12 protein-coding genes are annotated in these 14,482 nt (G+C 71.1%); 6 read left to right on the forward strand and 6 right to left on the reverse strand.

Features of this window, described 5'->3' with window-relative positions; all coding sequences use genetic code 11:
- The first annotated feature begins 19 nt into the window (after positions 1-19).
- The 3 genes from P3W75_RS18020 (at position 20) to P3W75_RS18030 (ending at position 3,656) form a co-directional block, all read left to right on the forward strand.
- Positions 20-1,318: a citrate-proton symporter gene (locus tag P3W75_RS18020; protein WP_276228689.1), complete on the forward strand. Its 1,299-nt coding sequence runs from the start codon at positions 20-22 to the stop codon at positions 1,316-1,318.
- Positions 1,319-2,803, forward strand: a complete 1,485-nt coding sequence (locus P3W75_RS18025) for an amidase (RefSeq protein WP_276228679.1) — start codon at positions 1,319-1,321, stop codon at positions 2,801-2,803.
- Between the two features lie 82 nt (positions 2,804-2,885).
- Entirely contained in the window at positions 2,886-3,656 is a 771-nt protein-coding gene (locus P3W75_RS18030) for an IclR family transcriptional regulator (RefSeq protein ID WP_276228680.1), read from the forward strand.
- Positions 3,657-3,665: 9 nt separating this feature from the next.
- On the opposite strand, the gene P3W75_RS18035 is transcribed toward P3W75_RS18030, so the two are convergent.
- Together P3W75_RS18035 and P3W75_RS18040 are read right to left on the reverse strand one after the other, a co-directional pair.
- Entirely contained in the window at positions 3,666-4,511 is an 846-nt protein-coding gene (locus P3W75_RS18035; protein ID WP_276228681.1) for a CAP domain-containing protein, read from the reverse strand.
- 69 nt (positions 4,512-4,580) lie between these two features.
- Positions 4,581-4,889 carry a putative quinol monooxygenase gene (locus tag P3W75_RS18040; RefSeq protein WP_276228682.1) on the reverse strand — a complete coding sequence of 103 codons (309 nt, stop codon included), beginning with the start codon at positions 4,887-4,889 and terminating at the stop codon, positions 4,581-4,583.
- Positions 4,890-5,051: 162 nt separating this feature from the next.
- On the opposite strand from P3W75_RS18040, the gene P3W75_RS18045 reads away from it, so the two are divergent.
- Positions 5,052-5,639 (forward strand): NAD(P)H-dependent oxidoreductase, encoded by a 588-nt coding sequence (locus P3W75_RS18045; RefSeq protein ID WP_276228683.1) that lies wholly within the window; start codon positions 5,052-5,054, stop codon positions 5,637-5,639.
- A 240-nt stretch (positions 5,640-5,879) separates the two neighbouring features.
- Positions 5,880-6,161 carry a peptidylprolyl isomerase gene (locus P3W75_RS18050; RefSeq protein ID WP_043250780.1) on the forward strand — a complete coding sequence of 94 codons (282 nt, stop codon included), beginning with the start codon at positions 5,880-5,882 and terminating at the stop codon, positions 6,159-6,161.
- A gap of 21 nt (positions 6,162-6,182) precedes the next feature.
- Here P3W75_RS18050 and P3W75_RS18055 read toward each other — a convergent pair whose 3' ends face one another.
- The 4 genes from P3W75_RS18055 to P3W75_RS18070 are packed head-to-tail and all read right to left on the reverse strand — an operon-like array spanning position 6,183 to position 12,835.
- Positions 6,183-8,768, reverse strand: coding sequence for a LuxR C-terminal-related transcriptional regulator (locus P3W75_RS18055; protein ID WP_276228684.1), 2,586 nt, complete (start codon positions 8,766-8,768; stop codon positions 6,183-6,185).
- 2 nt (positions 8,769-8,770) lie between these two features.
- Positions 8,771-10,027: a hypothetical protein gene (locus P3W75_RS18060; protein WP_276228685.1), complete on the reverse strand. Its 1,257-nt coding sequence runs from the start codon at positions 10,025-10,027 to the stop codon at positions 8,771-8,773.
- Positions 10,024-11,136 carry a DUF917 domain-containing protein gene (locus P3W75_RS18065; protein ID WP_276228686.1) on the reverse strand — a complete coding sequence of 371 codons (1,113 nt, stop codon included), beginning with the start codon at positions 11,134-11,136 and terminating at the stop codon, positions 10,024-10,026. Before P3W75_RS18065 ends, P3W75_RS18060 begins: the two co-directional genes overlap by 4 nt.
- A 16-nt stretch (positions 11,137-11,152) precedes the next feature.
- The gene (locus P3W75_RS18070; protein ID WP_276228687.1) at positions 11,153-12,835 is read right to left on the reverse strand and encodes a hydantoinase/oxoprolinase family protein; all 1,683 of its coding nucleotides are present in this window, start codon (positions 12,833-12,835) and stop codon (positions 11,153-11,155) included.
- Between the two features lie 350 nt (positions 12,836-13,185).
- Between P3W75_RS18070 and P3W75_RS18075 the strand changes: the two genes are divergently transcribed.
- A partial coding sequence (locus P3W75_RS18075) for a methyl-accepting chemotaxis protein (protein ID WP_276228688.1) occupies positions 13,186-14,482 on the forward strand: 1,297 nt, incomplete at its 3' end.

Consider the following 14,482-nt stretch of genomic DNA (forward strand, 5'->3'; position numbering starts at 1 on the left):
GCAGACTGCTTCCCGCCCCATGTCGCGCAACCGCCAGGTGGCCGCCGCGATCATCGGCAACGCCCTCGAGTGGTACGACTTCATCGTCTACGGCTTCCTCTCCAGCCTCATCGCCCGGCTGTTCTTCCCCGCCGAAAGCGCCTACGCCTCGCTGCTGATGGCCCTGGCCACCTTCGGCGTGGGCTTCTTCATGCGCCCGGTGGGCGGCGTGCTGCTGGGCCTGTACGCCGACCGCAAGGGCCGCAAGGCGGCCATGCAACTGATCATCGCGCTGATGACCCTGGCCATCGCGCTGATCGCCTTCGCCCCGGACTACGCCGCCATCGGCGTCGGCGCGCCGGCGCTGATCGTCATCGCGCGCATGCTCCAGGGCTTCGCCACCGGCGGCGAATACGCCAGCGCCACGGCCTTCCTGGTGGAGTCGGCGCCGGCCAACCGCCGTGGTCTGTACGGCGCCTGGCAGTTGTTCGGGCAATGCCTGGCGGTGTTCGCCGGCGCCGGCATGGGCGCGCTGGTCACCCACAACCTGTCGCCCGAGGCGCTGGACGCCTGGGGCTGGCGCGTGCCCTTCCTGGTCGGCCTGCTGATCGGCCCGGTGGGCCTGTGGATGCGCCGGCACATGGAGGAAACCGAGGACTTCGTGCGCGCCAGCGGCAGCGAGCCGCCGGTGACCCTGCGCCAGGTGCTGAACGAGCATCGCCGCGCGGTGCTGGTGACCATGGGCTCGACCATCAGCGGCACCGTGTCCTTCTACGTGGTGCTGGTGAACATGCCGACGTTCGCCCACACCCAGCTCGGCCTGCCGCTGGACCAGGTGTTCATGGTGCAGATGCTCGCGGTGGCGCTGATGACGCTGATCATCCCGATCTCCGGCGCGCTGTCCGACCGCTATGGCCGGCGCCCGGTGCTGTTCGCCGGCACCCTCGGCTTCACCCTGATGGTCTACCCGCTGTTCGCCTGGGTGGCCGGCGCGCCGAGCATCCAGCACCTGTTGGTGATGCAGCTGGTGCTGTGCAGCCTGATCGGCGTCAGCTACGGCCCGGCGCCCACCGCCGTGGCCGAGCAGTTCCCCACCCGCGTGCGCTCCACCGGCCTGGCCCTGGCCTACAACGTCGCGGTGATGCTGTTCGGCGGCTTCGCCCCGTTCATCGTCGCCTGGCTGACCCGCGTCGGCGGCACGCCGACGGCGCCGGCCTGGTACGTGCTGGCGGCCTCGCTGATCGGCCTGTTCGCCCTCGCCTTCCTCCGTGAAGGCGCCCCCGAGGCGCTGGCCCGCCGCCGCGCCCGCGCCCCCCTTTCCACTGCCCGGAGTCTGTGAATGAGCGCCACCGCCACCCAACCCTCGCCCTACGCCAGCGCACCCCAGGCGGAAATCGTCGCCCTCGGCGCCCTGGCGCTGTCCGAAGCGATCCGCACCCGCCAGCTGAGCTGCCGCGAGGTGATGCAGGCCTACCTGGAACAGATCGCCCGCTTCAACCCGCGGGTCAACGCGCTGGTCGCGCTGCGCAGCGAGGATGAACTGCTGCGCGAGGCCGGCGAGTACGACCGCCTGCTGACCCAGGGCCAGTGGCTCGGCTGGCTGCACGGCCTGCCCCAGGCGCCCAAGGACCTGGCTGCCTGCGCCGGCCTGGTGACCAGCATGGGCTCGCCGCTGTTCGCCCGCCAGGTGAGCGTCCACGACGCCCATGTGGTGCAGCGCGCGCGGCGCGCCGGGGCGATCTTCGTCGGGCGCAGCAACGTGCCCGAGTTCGGCCTCGGTTCGCACACCTACAACGCCGTCTACGGCACCACCGGCAACGCCTACGACCCCAGCCGCAGCGCCGGCGGCAGCAGCGGCGGCGCCGCCGTGGCGCTGGCCCTGCGCATGCTGCCGGTGGCCGACGGCAGCGACATGATGGGCTCGCTGCGCAACCCGGCGGCGTTCAACAACGTCTACGGCCTGCGCCCGTCCCAGGGCCGCGTGCCCTTCGGCCCGGGCCAGGACCTGTTCGTCCAGCAACTGGCCAGCGAGGGCCCCATGGGCCGCAGCGTGGCCGACGTCGCCGCGCTGCTGCGCACCCAGGCCGGCCAGGCCCGCGACGTGCCGCTGTCGCTGCGCGGCACGGCCGACCTCGACGGCCCGCTGGAACGCGACTTCCGCGGCACGCGCATCGGCTGGCTGGGCGACTTCGACGGCTACCTGCCGACCGAGGCGGGGTTGCTGGAACTCTGCGAGAACGGCCTGGCGGATTTCCGCGCCCTGGGCGCCGAGGTCGAGCCGTGCCTGCCGGACTACGACCTGGAACGCCTCTGGCGCTGCTGGCTGGTGCACCGCCAGTGGCTGGTGGCCGGCAACCTGGCGCAGGCCTACGCCGCCCCCGAACTGCGCCGGCAGCTGAAGCCCGAGGCGCGCTGGGAAGTGGAGTCGGGCCTGGGCCTGGGCGCCGCCGACGTGTACCAGGCGTCGATCGACCGCAGCGACTGGTACCGTGCCCTGGAAAAGCTCTTCGAACGTTACGACTACCTGCTCCTGCCCAGCGCCCAGGTGTTCCCTTTCGATGCACAACTGGCATGGCCGGATGCCATTGCCGGACGCCCGATGGACACCTATCACCGCTGGATGGAAGTGGTGGTCGGCGCCACCCTCGCCGGCCTGCCGGCGATGAACGTGCCGGTGGGCTTCAACGCCGCCGGGCTGCCCATGGGCGTGCAGATCCTCGGCCCGGCGCAGGCCGACCTCGCCGTGCTGCAACTGGCCCACGCCCACGAGCAGCGCACCCGCTGGGTCGCGCGGCGGCCGCCGGCGATGCTCGATGAACGCTGAGCCGCGCGGCCCGGCCGGGCATGGCACGCATCCTGCCTCCGCTTTACCTTCAGCCATGTCTGAAGGGAACTGGGGAGGCACGATGCAGGGGAAAGAGGAAGGCAGCACGGTGCGCTCGGTGGAGCGCGCCCTGGCCATCGTCGAATTGCTCGGCGAACACGGCTCGCTCGGGCTGGAGGAACTGCACTACCTCACCCGCCTGCCCAAGGCCACGGTGTCGCGCCTGCTGCATACCCTGCAGGAGCAGGGCTGGCTGTATCGCGGCCTGTGCGACCGGCGCTACCGCCTGAGTTCGCGGCGGCTGTTCGGCGACGCCGACGAGCGCCGCAGCCGGCGCCTGGTGGAGGAAGCCGCGCCGCTGCTGAAGGAGCTGAGCGAGCGCACCGGGCTGGTCGCCGACCTGTCGTTCTTCGACGGCGCCGACCTGCGCGTGGTGGAAAGCGCGATCCCCGAGCGGCTGCGCAAACGCTACCCGAGCAACCGGATGATCGTCGGCCTGAAGTCCAGCCTGTTCCACTCGGCGATGGGCCAGGCCTGCCTGTCGGTGCTGGACGAGGACTGCGTGCGCGGCCTCGCCGAACGCCACGCGCTACAGGGCGAAGAGCTGCTGGAACTGCACCAGCGCGCGCATCACCGGGGCTTCGGCGAACGCACCGAGGGGCATTGGGAATACTCGGTGCGCCTGCCCTTCCTGATCCGCGCCATCGCCCTGCCGGTGCGCAGCGGCGAGCGCGTGCTGGGCAGCATCGCGCTGCACTGGCCGCAGGACCAGGGCAGCGTCGAACGGGTGCAGCGCGAGCACCTGGGCAGCCTCAGCGCCACCATCGCGCAGCTGCAACGCAGCCTCGCCTGAAGGCGCGCCTCAGGGCGCGCCGAACATCGCCGTCCAGTAGATGCCGGCGTCGCTCTTCGGGTCCACCGCGTAGGCCGCGCCCAGCTCGCGGAACTGCGGGCTCATGAGGTTGGCGCAATGCCCCGGGCTGGCCAGCCAGGCGTCGACCACCGCCTTCGCCGTGCCCTGCCCGGCGGCGATGTTCTCGCCCACCGCGCCGGCGCTGTAGCCGCCCAGTTCGGCGCGGTCGCCGGGGGTGCGGCCGTCGCGGTCCAGGTGCGAGAAGTAGTTGCCGTTGGCCATCGCGCGGCTGTGTTCCTCGGCGACCCCGCCAAGGGTGGCGTTCCAGCCCAGCGGCGCGGCCTGGGCGAACGCCTGGCCGCCGCACTGGCGCGCCTGGCCACGGGCGGCGTTGACCGCCTGCAGCAACTTCTGCCCCTCGGCCTGCCAGTCGCCCAGCTTGCCCTGCAGCAGCGGCCGCGCCAGCACCACGCGCCAGTCGTTGCCCTCGCGGCTGAAGCCGACGTCGATGAACTGCGGGTCCAGCAGCACCTGGCAGAAGCTCTCGCGCAGTGCCGCCATGGCCGCCGTGGCGTCCTTCGGCCCGGTCAGGCTGAGCATGCGCGCGCTGCTCATCGGGTAGCCGCTGGCCTTGAGCGCGGCCTGCCAGTCCTGCACGCCGGGCGCCAGGCCCAGGCGCGGGTCCTGGCCGAGCGGCGGCAGCACTTCGCTGGCCTGGCCGGCGCACGACTGCGGCTGGCTGCGGAAGTCGTTGATGGCTTCGAGCAGCGGCTCGGCGGCCACGGCATGGCCGGCGCCGGCCAGCAGCGCCAGGGCCGGCAGGAGGCATCGCAGAACGGACGACGAAACGCGCATGTAAGGCTCCCCTTGGTGGATTGCCGCACATGATGCGCGATCCGCCGGGTTTTCGCTGCCCCCGCGCGCTCAGTCGGGCAGCGGCGCCATCACCTCCACCTCGTGGATGTCGAAGTCGCGGCGCAGGTAGTCCATGCGCCGCGCGTGGAACGCGCGCATGTGCGGCAGCGCGCTGTGCACCGCGAGGTGCTCGCGGGAAGCCCAGACCTCGAAGAAGCTGAACAGCGTCGGGTCGCTGGCGTCGCGCAGCATGTGGTACTGGATGCAGCCGTCCTCGGCGCGGCTCGGCGCCAGGTAGGCGCGGAACAGCCGTTCGAAGTCGGCGGCGCGTTCCGGGCGGGTGTGGGCGTGGAGGATGAAGGCGTAGGGGCTGCTCACGGCAGGGCTCCGGTTGATTGAGGATTACATAACCTAGAGCAATTCCCGGCGCCGATTCGTGAGTTAAAAACACAAATCAATTGCGCCCGGGCCGGTTTTTCCGCGCCCGGCCGCTGGCTATCCTGCCGGCCATTCACAGCTTTCGCGCTTTCGGAGCCCACCATGAAAAACATCCTCCTGCTCAACGGCGGCAAGCAGTTCGCCCACTCCAACGGCCAGTACAACGCCACCCTGCACGAAGCGGCCCTGGCGCACCTCGACCACGCCGGCTTCGACGTGAAGGAAACCTTCATCGACGGCGGCTACGACATCCAGGAAGAAGTGCAGAAATTCCTCTGGGCCGACGTGATCGTCTACCAGATGCCCGGCTGGTGGATGGGCGCGCCCTGGACCGTCAAGCAGTACATCGACGAAGTCTTCACCGCCGGCCACGGCAGCCTCTACGCCAACGACGGCCGGACCCGCTCCGACGCCTCGCAGAAATACGGCAGCGGCGGCCTGCTGCACGGCAAGCAGTACATGATCTCGGCCACCTGGAACGCCCCGCAGCAGGCCTTCGACGACCCCAGCGACTTCTTCGAGGGCAAGGGCGTGGACGCGGTCTACTTCCCCTTCCACAAGGCCAACCAGTTCCTCGGCATGCGCCCGCTGCCGACCTTCCTCGCGGTGGACGTGATGAAGCGGCCCAACGTCGAGGCGGACGTGGCGCGCTACCGCGCGCACCTGGACGAGGTGTTCGGCCGCGCCTGACGCGTAGGAGCGCGCCATATGGCTGGACATCGGCGGATAACCGCGAACGGTTATCCGCCCTACGGTCGGGCGATCAGCCACACCGGCATCTCCCGTAGGGCGCGTAACGCCAACGGCGTTATCCGCCGCGCCCCGCCAGAACCATTGCCGTCCCCGCCCGTTCACCCCCTCCCTGTGGGCCGCACCCGGCAAATGCGCTAGTCTCTGCCTCCCTTATCTCTGCCTTAAAGGAGCAACCCCATGGCCCGTGCATCCGCCCGTCACATCCTGGTTTCCAGCGAAGCCAAGTGCAACGAACTCAAGGCCGCCATCGAAGGTGGCGCCGACTTCGCCCAGGTCGCCCGTGACAACTCCACCTGCCCGTCCGGCCGCAGCGGCGGCGACCTCGGTTCGTTCCGCCCGGGCCAGATGGTCCGCGAGTTCGACCAGGTGGTGTTCAGCGCCCCGCTGAACCAGGTCCAGGGCCCGGTCAAGACCCAGTTCGGCTACCACCTGGTGGAAGTCACCAGCCGCGAAGACTGATCCACCCCGCCGGGGCGCGCGTCAGGGCAGGATCGCCCGGCTGCGCGCCGCGGCCAGCGCTTCCTTGCGGCGGTGCACACCAAGCTTGGCGTAGACCGCCTTGAGGTGCTGTTTCACGGTTTCCGGGGATATCCCCAGCTCGCGCGCGATGGCCTTGGTCGTGCGCCCGCCGGCCAGGCTGACCAGCGCGTCCAGCTCGCGGCGGGTGAACAGGGCCTGGGCGTCCAGGCGCGCGCGGAAGTGCCTTTCCCATTGTTCGATGCAACGCGGGATCAGCGCCGACGGTTCGCGCCCCGGTCGCCTGGCCATCTCGCGCAGGCGGGTGACGACCAGCGCGCCGGCCTCGATGAAGCATTGCAGCGAACCACCGGCGCTGAGCAGCGCCAGCGCCTCGTCCAGCGCCGCGTCGGGATCCCCCGGCAACTCACCGACCAGCAGTGCATGGGCCTTGAGCGTCAGCGCACGGCCTACGCCGGTCTGGTTGAGCCGCTCGCGGGCCATCCTTTCGAGCGCCTCGGCGACCTCCCGCGCCGCCGCCGGCTGCCCCTGGCTGACCAGCAGCCAGTAATGGGCCTGGGCCACCGCGAGCAGCTCGGCCCAGATCACCGGAGCGCCCTCGCGCAGTTGCGCCCAGCGCGGCGCCAGGTCGATCTCCAGCGCCAATGCCAGGGCGGCCTCCACCTCGCCCAGACGGCAGCGCAGCTCCACCAGGGTCGCCAGCCCGGCGCGGCGCAATGGCATTTCGCGTCCGCGCCCCCGACGCAGCGCCTCCAGCCCTGCCAGCGCCTCGTCGATATCGCCTTCGAAGAACGCCGCGCGCGCCGCGCCTATCACGCCCCTCGCCATGACTTCGGCCAGGGGCGGCCCGATCTTCGGCAGGCAGCGGGCGAAAGCCTCGCGTGCCAGGCCCAGCTCACCTCGTGCGTAGCGCGCGTGGCCGAGCAGGGCGTGCAGCAGCTGATCGAATATTCCCGGCCGCGCGCTGGCGCCATCGCCGTCGAGCAGGCCACCGACCGTCTCCAGCACCTCGCCGAAGCGCGCCTCCACCGAATCGGCCAGCGCCCGGTACAGGCGCGTCCAGGGCAGATTCTCGTGAAAACCTTCGCTGCGGTTGATCTGCAACAGCTCCTCCAGGCGCAGCCGCGCCTCGTCGATATCGCCGTAGCGCAGCAGCTGCAGGATGGCGCCGGGCAACGCCAGGCACAGGTAGCGCGGGTCCTCGAAGTAGCGCAGGCGGGCGTCGGCCATGGCCGCCTCGACCCGTTCGCGGACCTCATCCTCCGACGCCCGCCAACCACCGCAGGCCAGGAGCATGGCGCGCCCGTAGAACAGGTCGGTGCGCGCCTCGGCACAGGCGCTGTCCTGCAGTTCGACTTCCAGGCGTGACAGGTCCAGGCTGCCCGGCAACGCCTCGCCGCCGATCATGTGCAGGTACGCCAGCATCAGGCGCAGGCGTGGGTGCCGGCGCACCTCGGGCGGAGGCAGCAGGTCGAGCAGCTCCCGCGTGCGCCCGGCGCCCTCGCTGACCAGCAGGCGCAGCGCGCCGGCCTCCAGGACAAGTTCGGCGGCCAGGGCGTGATGGCGGCCACGGGCGGCGTGTTCGATGGCGCGCACGATCTGCCCGTTGGCTGCGTGATAGACCGCCGCGCGCGCCTGCAACTGCGCGAAGCGCAGCGGCTCGCGGCTCTCCAGGCGCCCCAGGAGGAATTCGCGCAACAGCGGGTGCAGGTGCGCCCGCAACGGCTTCTCCTGAACCGTCATGGGCACCAGGCGTTCGGCGGCGCGCAACGCGCGCTCGGTGTCGTCGTGCTCGCGCAGGTGGTTGAGCGACGCCACCTCTAAGCTATCGAGGACGCAAGCGTCGAGCAGGAACTCGCGCAGTTCCGGCGGCCAGCTGGCGAACAGCTCGCGCGCCAGGTAATCGAAGACGGTGCCGTGCGCATGCCGTCCGCCGTGCAGGCGCAGCAGCCGCAGGGCGAACGGCCAGCCCTGGGTATAGTGCGTCCAGTGCCGCGTGCACTCCTCGTCGAACACGCCACCGAGCAACTGCCGGGCTTCGACTTCGGTGCAGCGCAGGCCGTCGGCGCGCACCACCTTGAGTTTGCCGGCCAGCTCCAATTGCACCTGGGCGAATGCCGGTCGCGCGCGACTGCCCAGCAGCAGCCGCATGTTGCCCGGCAGGCCGTGCGCCAGGCGTTCCAGCAACCGCTCGACTTCGGCGCCCTGCAGCCGCTCGACCTGGTCAAGGAACAGGCAGCCACGGCGCGGGCCGGCGTCCAGCGCCGCGAGCAGCGCCTCCAGTCCGCCCTCGGCCGCCACCTCCAGGCCGCCGTGGCGCAGGCCCTGGGCCAGGGCGTCGAGAAACGCGCCCGGCTCGCTGTCGCCGTCCGCACAGTTCAGCCAGAAGGTGGGTTCGCCGCGCCCGGCCAGCAGGCGCTCGGCCTGGGCCAGCAGGGTGGTCTTGCCGAACCCCGCCGGGGCGCAGACCAGCATCAGCCGCGCCGTGCGCGGCGCGCCGCCGAGCAGCTCGGCGAGCAGGCGTTCGCGCACGAGCGCGCCGTCGACCTGGACGCCCGGCGCGAAACGGCCACTTGAGTGCTCCTTCATGATCATCTCTCCCTTTCTTGCGATATCGCCCGGCCGCACCCGCAGTGCAAGGCCAGGTAGAGGGCGGCCGCGATCAGCAACGCGTCCAGCGCCGGCACCCCGACCAGGCTCACCGCCCCGTGGTCGTGCAGCGTCGCCACCAGTACGCCGCCGGCCCAGGCCACGAAGGCCGCGGGGCGCCAGCGCCGCGCACGCCGCGGCCAACGCAGCCCCAAGTAGTAATTGCACAGATAAACGCCACCCACCGGCGGCAGCGCCACCGACAGCAGCACCAGGTAATCCGTGAATCGCTCGGCCAGCCCCAGCGTCCCGGCCAGCGTGCCGACCACCCCGGCGAGCATCGCCAGGGACCAGCGCGGCAGCCGTGGCGCGATGCTGGACCAGACCAGGGTGGTGGCGTAGAGGTTGTAGGCGTTGGTCGACCAGGCCGAGAGCAGCAGGATCAGCATCGCGGGCAGGCCCAGGCCGAAGACCAGCATGATCGCCACCAGCTCGCGCTCGCCGCTGGCCAGGCTCGGCAGGCCGACCAGCGCCAGCAACAGTGGGAAGCCCAGGCCGAACGCCCCGCCGCAGGCCAGCAGCGCGCCGCCGGGCGAGCGCGCGAAGCGGCAGATATCGGGGATCAGGATGCAGCCGATGGCGACGCCGCCGACCACCAGCGACATCCCATGGCGCAGCGAGTACGCCGGCGTGGACACGGGCCCCGGCGCGTGGCCCAGCGCCTGCCAGCAGAGCCAGCCGAGCAGGATCAGCTTCAGCGGCGTGGCCAGCAGCGACAGGCCATCCAGGCCACGAAAGCCGACCAGGTTGGTGTAGAGCATCAGCAGGCAGCCCAGCAGGCTCCAGTACAGCGCCGGGACGCCGCTCAGGGCGACCGGTTCGGCCACCACCATGGCCCGGCCGAACAGGCTGGCGATGATCCCGAACCAGCCCAGCAGCGACAGCGACAGCAGCAGGTTGACCAGGCGCCCGCCGACACTGCCGAACGCGTCCATGATCAGCATGTAGGTCGTCAGCCGCGAGCGCGCGCCGGCGTAGGCGGCCGGCAAGGCCACCAGCAGCAGGATCAGCCCGCCGCCCAGGCAGGCCAGCAGCGCGCCGCCCGGCCCCAGCGAATGGGCCAGTTCCGCGCCGGTCATGAACGACGGCAGGGCGATCATCGCGCCCATCAGGATCAGGCCGATGCGCCAGCCGGCCAGCCCCTGGCCAGCCGGCACCGCGCGGGTGGCATGCTCGGCGGCGGTGGGATCGAAGCTCATGTCCCCGCCTCCCATGCGTCCGCCCCGGCGAACGGCGCCCAGTCCTCGCCCAGGCCGAAGCGGCGCGGCCCGACCACCGCCAACGCCGCCTCGCCGAGCAGCCGCGGCGAGGCGGCGTAGGCCAGCAGGCGCACGTGCATGCCATAGCGCAGGTGCTCGGCGGCCAGCGGCTCGGCGCTCTCGCTGTCGAGCAGGCACAGCAGGTCGGGTACCAGCGCCAGGGTGCGGCCGCCCTGGCGGGCACGAAGGAATTCGTTCTGGATGTCGACCTGCACGGTTTCGGCAACGCCGGCGCGATCTTCGATCAGCACCTGCCCCCAGTGGAAGCCGTCGCGGGTCTCGTGGCGCACATCGACGATCTTGCCGTCGAACAGCTCGCGTGCCGGCCGCCCTGGCTCCAGGGCGTCGAGGAATCCCACCAGGGCGGTCACCGGGTCGGCGCTGGCCGTGCGCGACTCGCGGATGAAACGGCCAATGCGCAACGCCAGGCTCAAGCTGCCGGGCACGGCGAAGCATTTGAGCTGCGCGCCGGTCATCGGGTACAGCGCGCCATAGAGGCTGCCGCCCAGGGTCGCGGCCAGCGACCTGGCCATGCGCTCCAGGGTCGGGTTGTCAGCCGCCGACAGCCGCGCCAGGTTGCCCAGGTCGTCGCAGAACAGCGCCGGCGAAGCACTGCAACCGTGGATGCCGAAGGTGGTCATCTCGATGTGCGGGAAGGCCCGGCCGATGCCGTCGGCGTCCACCACCGGGCGCCCGCCAAGGGCCCCGGCGGCCAGCGGCAGCATGGCGTTGGCGCCGCCGACCTCGGCGCACACCAGGGCGTCGATGCGTCGCTCGTAAAGGCTTTCGGCCTCTTCCAGAATGCGTTCCAGGGCGCTCTCGCTGAGCAGTTGCTCGACCAGTACGGTGGGCGCGCCGATACCCGCCACGCTGACCACGAAGGCCTCGTCGGCGATCTCGTCGAGTGGTACCAGGCGCGGCTGCCGGCCACGCTGCAACTGGCGGCGCAGGAACAGCTCGCCGATGTACGGATCGCCTCCCCCGCCGGTGCCGAGCAACATCGCGCCTCGGGCCAGGTCCTGGCTGGAAAGACTGTCGAACTCGATCATCGCTTCATTCTCCGGTTCAAGGCGCGAGCGCCGCCAGGGCCAGGTCGCCGACGGCGCGCACCTGGACCCGGGTCGCGCCGGTGTGTAGATGGGTCATGGGCAACTCGCTGACCTCGACGATGCTCACGCTGCCCGGGTCGGCGCCGGCCCACACCGCCGCCTCGCGGGCTTCCTGGCGGGCCTGCTCGAGCACGTCGTCGCGGTTGCCCGGGTGCATGTCGAACAGCCGGTCGACGCGCCCGCTGACCTGGGCGACGGCCGCCCCGACGGCGTTGGCCACCTCGGCGTGGGCCGGTCGCAACACCGCCGAGGCGCCCTGCAGTTGCATCGGCAGCAGCACAGCGCCGCCGCCTACCAGCACCACCGGTACCGCCGCGGCGCTGCTGCGCATGCCGTCGATCGCCCGTTCCACGCTGCCGACCATGGCCGCCATGGCCCAGCGCACCAGCGCCGGGTCGAGCCCGGCCAGGTGCCGCGCATCGCCGATGCCCGTCAGGCCCTGCGCGGCCACGGCGATGTCGGTGGCGCACAGCCGGTCGCCACCGAACACCCGCGCGTGCTGGCGGATGTCCAGGCCCAGCGAGTCGGGCCCGAGGCACGGCGCCTCCCCTTCCAGGTGCACCAGGGTGCCGCCGCCCAGGGCCACCGACAGGCCGTCGGGGCGCCTCAGGCTGCAGCGCACGCCGCCCAGCTCCTGCGGGTTGGCGCTCTGCCGGGGCAGGCCGCGCAGCAACACGCCGACATCCGTGGTGGTGCCGCCGACGTCGACCACCAGGGCGTCCTCGACACCGCTGAGGAAGGCCGCGCCGCGCAGGCTGTTGGTCGGCCCGGCGGCGCAGGTCAGGATCGGGAAGCGCGCCGCCATGCGCGGGGTCATCAGGGTGCCGTCGTTCTCGCTGATATACAGCGGCGCCTGTAGCGCCAGGCCACGGAAGGCCTGCAGCAGGTCGGCGACCACGCGCTGCGCCAGCGGCTGCAGGCTGGCGTTGAGGATCGCCGCGTTCTCCCGTTCGAGCAGTCCGATGCCGCCCACCTCGCTGGACAGGGTCACCTGCACGCGCTCGCCCAGGGTGCGGCGGAACACGTCCAGCGCGGCCTTCTCGATGTCCGGCCGCAGCGGGGCGAAGGTCGAAGACAGCACCAGCGCCTCGACGCCGCGCTCGCTGATCGACTCGGCGATGCGCCGCAACTGGTCGACATCCAGCTCGCTGTAGCTCTGGCCATCGAAGCGGGCACCGCCGTTGGCCAGGTACACCTGCTCGCCGATGGCCGCGCGCAGTTCGCGCGGCCAGCCCAGAAGCGGCGGCACGCCATCGCCGCTGGGCAGCGCCAGGCGCACCACCGCCACCCGCGCCAGGTGCCGGCGCTGCAACAGCGCGTTGAGGAATTGCGTGGTCCCCAGCATCACCGCGGCAATGGCCGCCGGCGCCACCCCGGCGCAGCGCAGCAGCTCGTCCACCGCTGCCGCCACGCCATCGCCCACGGCGTCGGTGGTCGGCCGCTTGAGCGCATGCAGCACCTCCCGCCCGCGCATCAGCACCGCGTCGGTGTTGGTGCCGCCCACATCGATGCCGATGCGCAACGGCGGCTCCTGCCGGGAATGCGCGTGGGCGACGCCTGCGGCCAGCTCGGGTGACGACGGCAGGCTGCGAGAGGCCGCGGTGGGGGGCGATGCGCTGGTAGGGCGGCGACTGTTCATGGGGGCTCCTGCGTCACGTCGGACTTGGCGATTGCGCGCGTCGGCTGGCAACCGAGGAAGGCCGGGGCGCGCCCTCGAAACCGTGCGGCAGCGGCAGTATGCGAAAGCCCGTGGCGCTCGCGCCGGGCAAAAACGGGGGAGCCCGACGCGCGTTTCAGGGGAAATCGGCACAGGACGAGGGGAAAACGACGTCATTACAGGAAGCTTCGGCATACGCCCGGATCAGTCAGCCGGAAAGAGCCCGAAAAACCCGACGAATAGACGCCTTCTTTTGTCTGAAACCCCCTAAAGAAGCGACCTGCGAAGCCGATGCCCTAGCAGTCAACCTCTCCATCCCGAGTACCTTGCGAATGTTCAATGCCCGCCTGAAGCAGGAGCTGTCGGCCCTGCGCGAAGAGCTGTCGTCCGTCGAGCAGATACGTGCCAGCCTCGACGACGAGATGCTCGCGCTCTACCTCGACCCGCGTGGCCGCATCGAGTCGGTGAACGCCAATTTCGAGAAGGAGATGCTCTACCGTGGCGCGCAATTGCAGGGGCGCGCGCTGCTCGACCTGATACCGGTGCACGTGCGCGGCCTGGACTTCCACACCAAGGTGAAAGTCGCGCTGGAGCGCGGCGAGCACCTGGCCGGGGTCATCCGCCTGCTGCGTGGCGACGGCGAGGAAGCCTGGCTGCGCTCGATCCTGCAGCCGATCCGCGACAGCGCCGGGGTGATCCAGCGTTTCTCGCTGTACGCCAGCGACCTGACCCGCACCATCGAATCCTCGCGCGAGCACGAGAACCTGATCACCGCGCTGCAACGCTCCATGGCGGTGATCGAGTTCAACCTCGACGGCGAGGTGCTCACCGCCAACCAGCGCTTCCTCGACGGCATGGGCTACAGCCTGGCGCAGATCCAGGGCAAGCATCACCGCCTGTTCTGCGCCCCGGAGGACTACAACGCCCCGCAGTACCGCGACTTCTGGGAGCAGCTGCGCCGCGGCGAATTCGTCGCCGGGCGCTTCAGGCGCGTCGACAGCCACGGCCGCACGGTGTGGCTGGAAGCCTCGTACAACCCGATCATCGACGCCCACGACCGCCTCTACAAAGTGGTCAAGTTCGCCACCGTGATCACCGACCAGGTGGAACGCGAGAACGCCGTGGCCACCGCCGCGGGCATGGCCTTCGAGACCTCCAAGGGCACCGACGACACCGCGCGCAAGGGCGCCGACGTGGTCCAGCAGACCCTCGACGTGATGCGCGAGCTGGCCAACCGCATGCAGGAAGCCGTGCAGGGCATCGAGGCGCTGGACAAGCAGTCGCAGGCCATCGGCGCCATCGTCAAGAGCATCAGCGGCATCGCCGACCAGACCAACCTGCTGGCGCTCAACGCGGCCATCGAGGCGGCCCGCGCCGGCGACCAGGGCCGCGGTTTCGCCGTGGTGGCCGACGAAGTGCGCCAGCTGGCCTCGCGCACCAGCTCCGCCACCGAGGAAATCACCCAGGTGGTGCAGCAGAACCAGCAGCTCGCCGCCGACGCCGTGTCGCTGATCGACCGCGGCCGCCAGCAGGCCGAACTGGGCCTGAAGCTGTCCGGCCAGGCCGGCGAGGTGATCATCGAGATCCAGGACGCCGCCCAGCGCGTGGTCGGCGCCGTCGGCCAGTTCG

It is taken from the genome of Pseudomonas citronellolis, assembly GCF_029335315.1.
Classification (GTDB): Bacteria; Pseudomonadota; Gammaproteobacteria; order Pseudomonadales; family Pseudomonadaceae; genus Pseudomonas; species Pseudomonas citronellolis_A.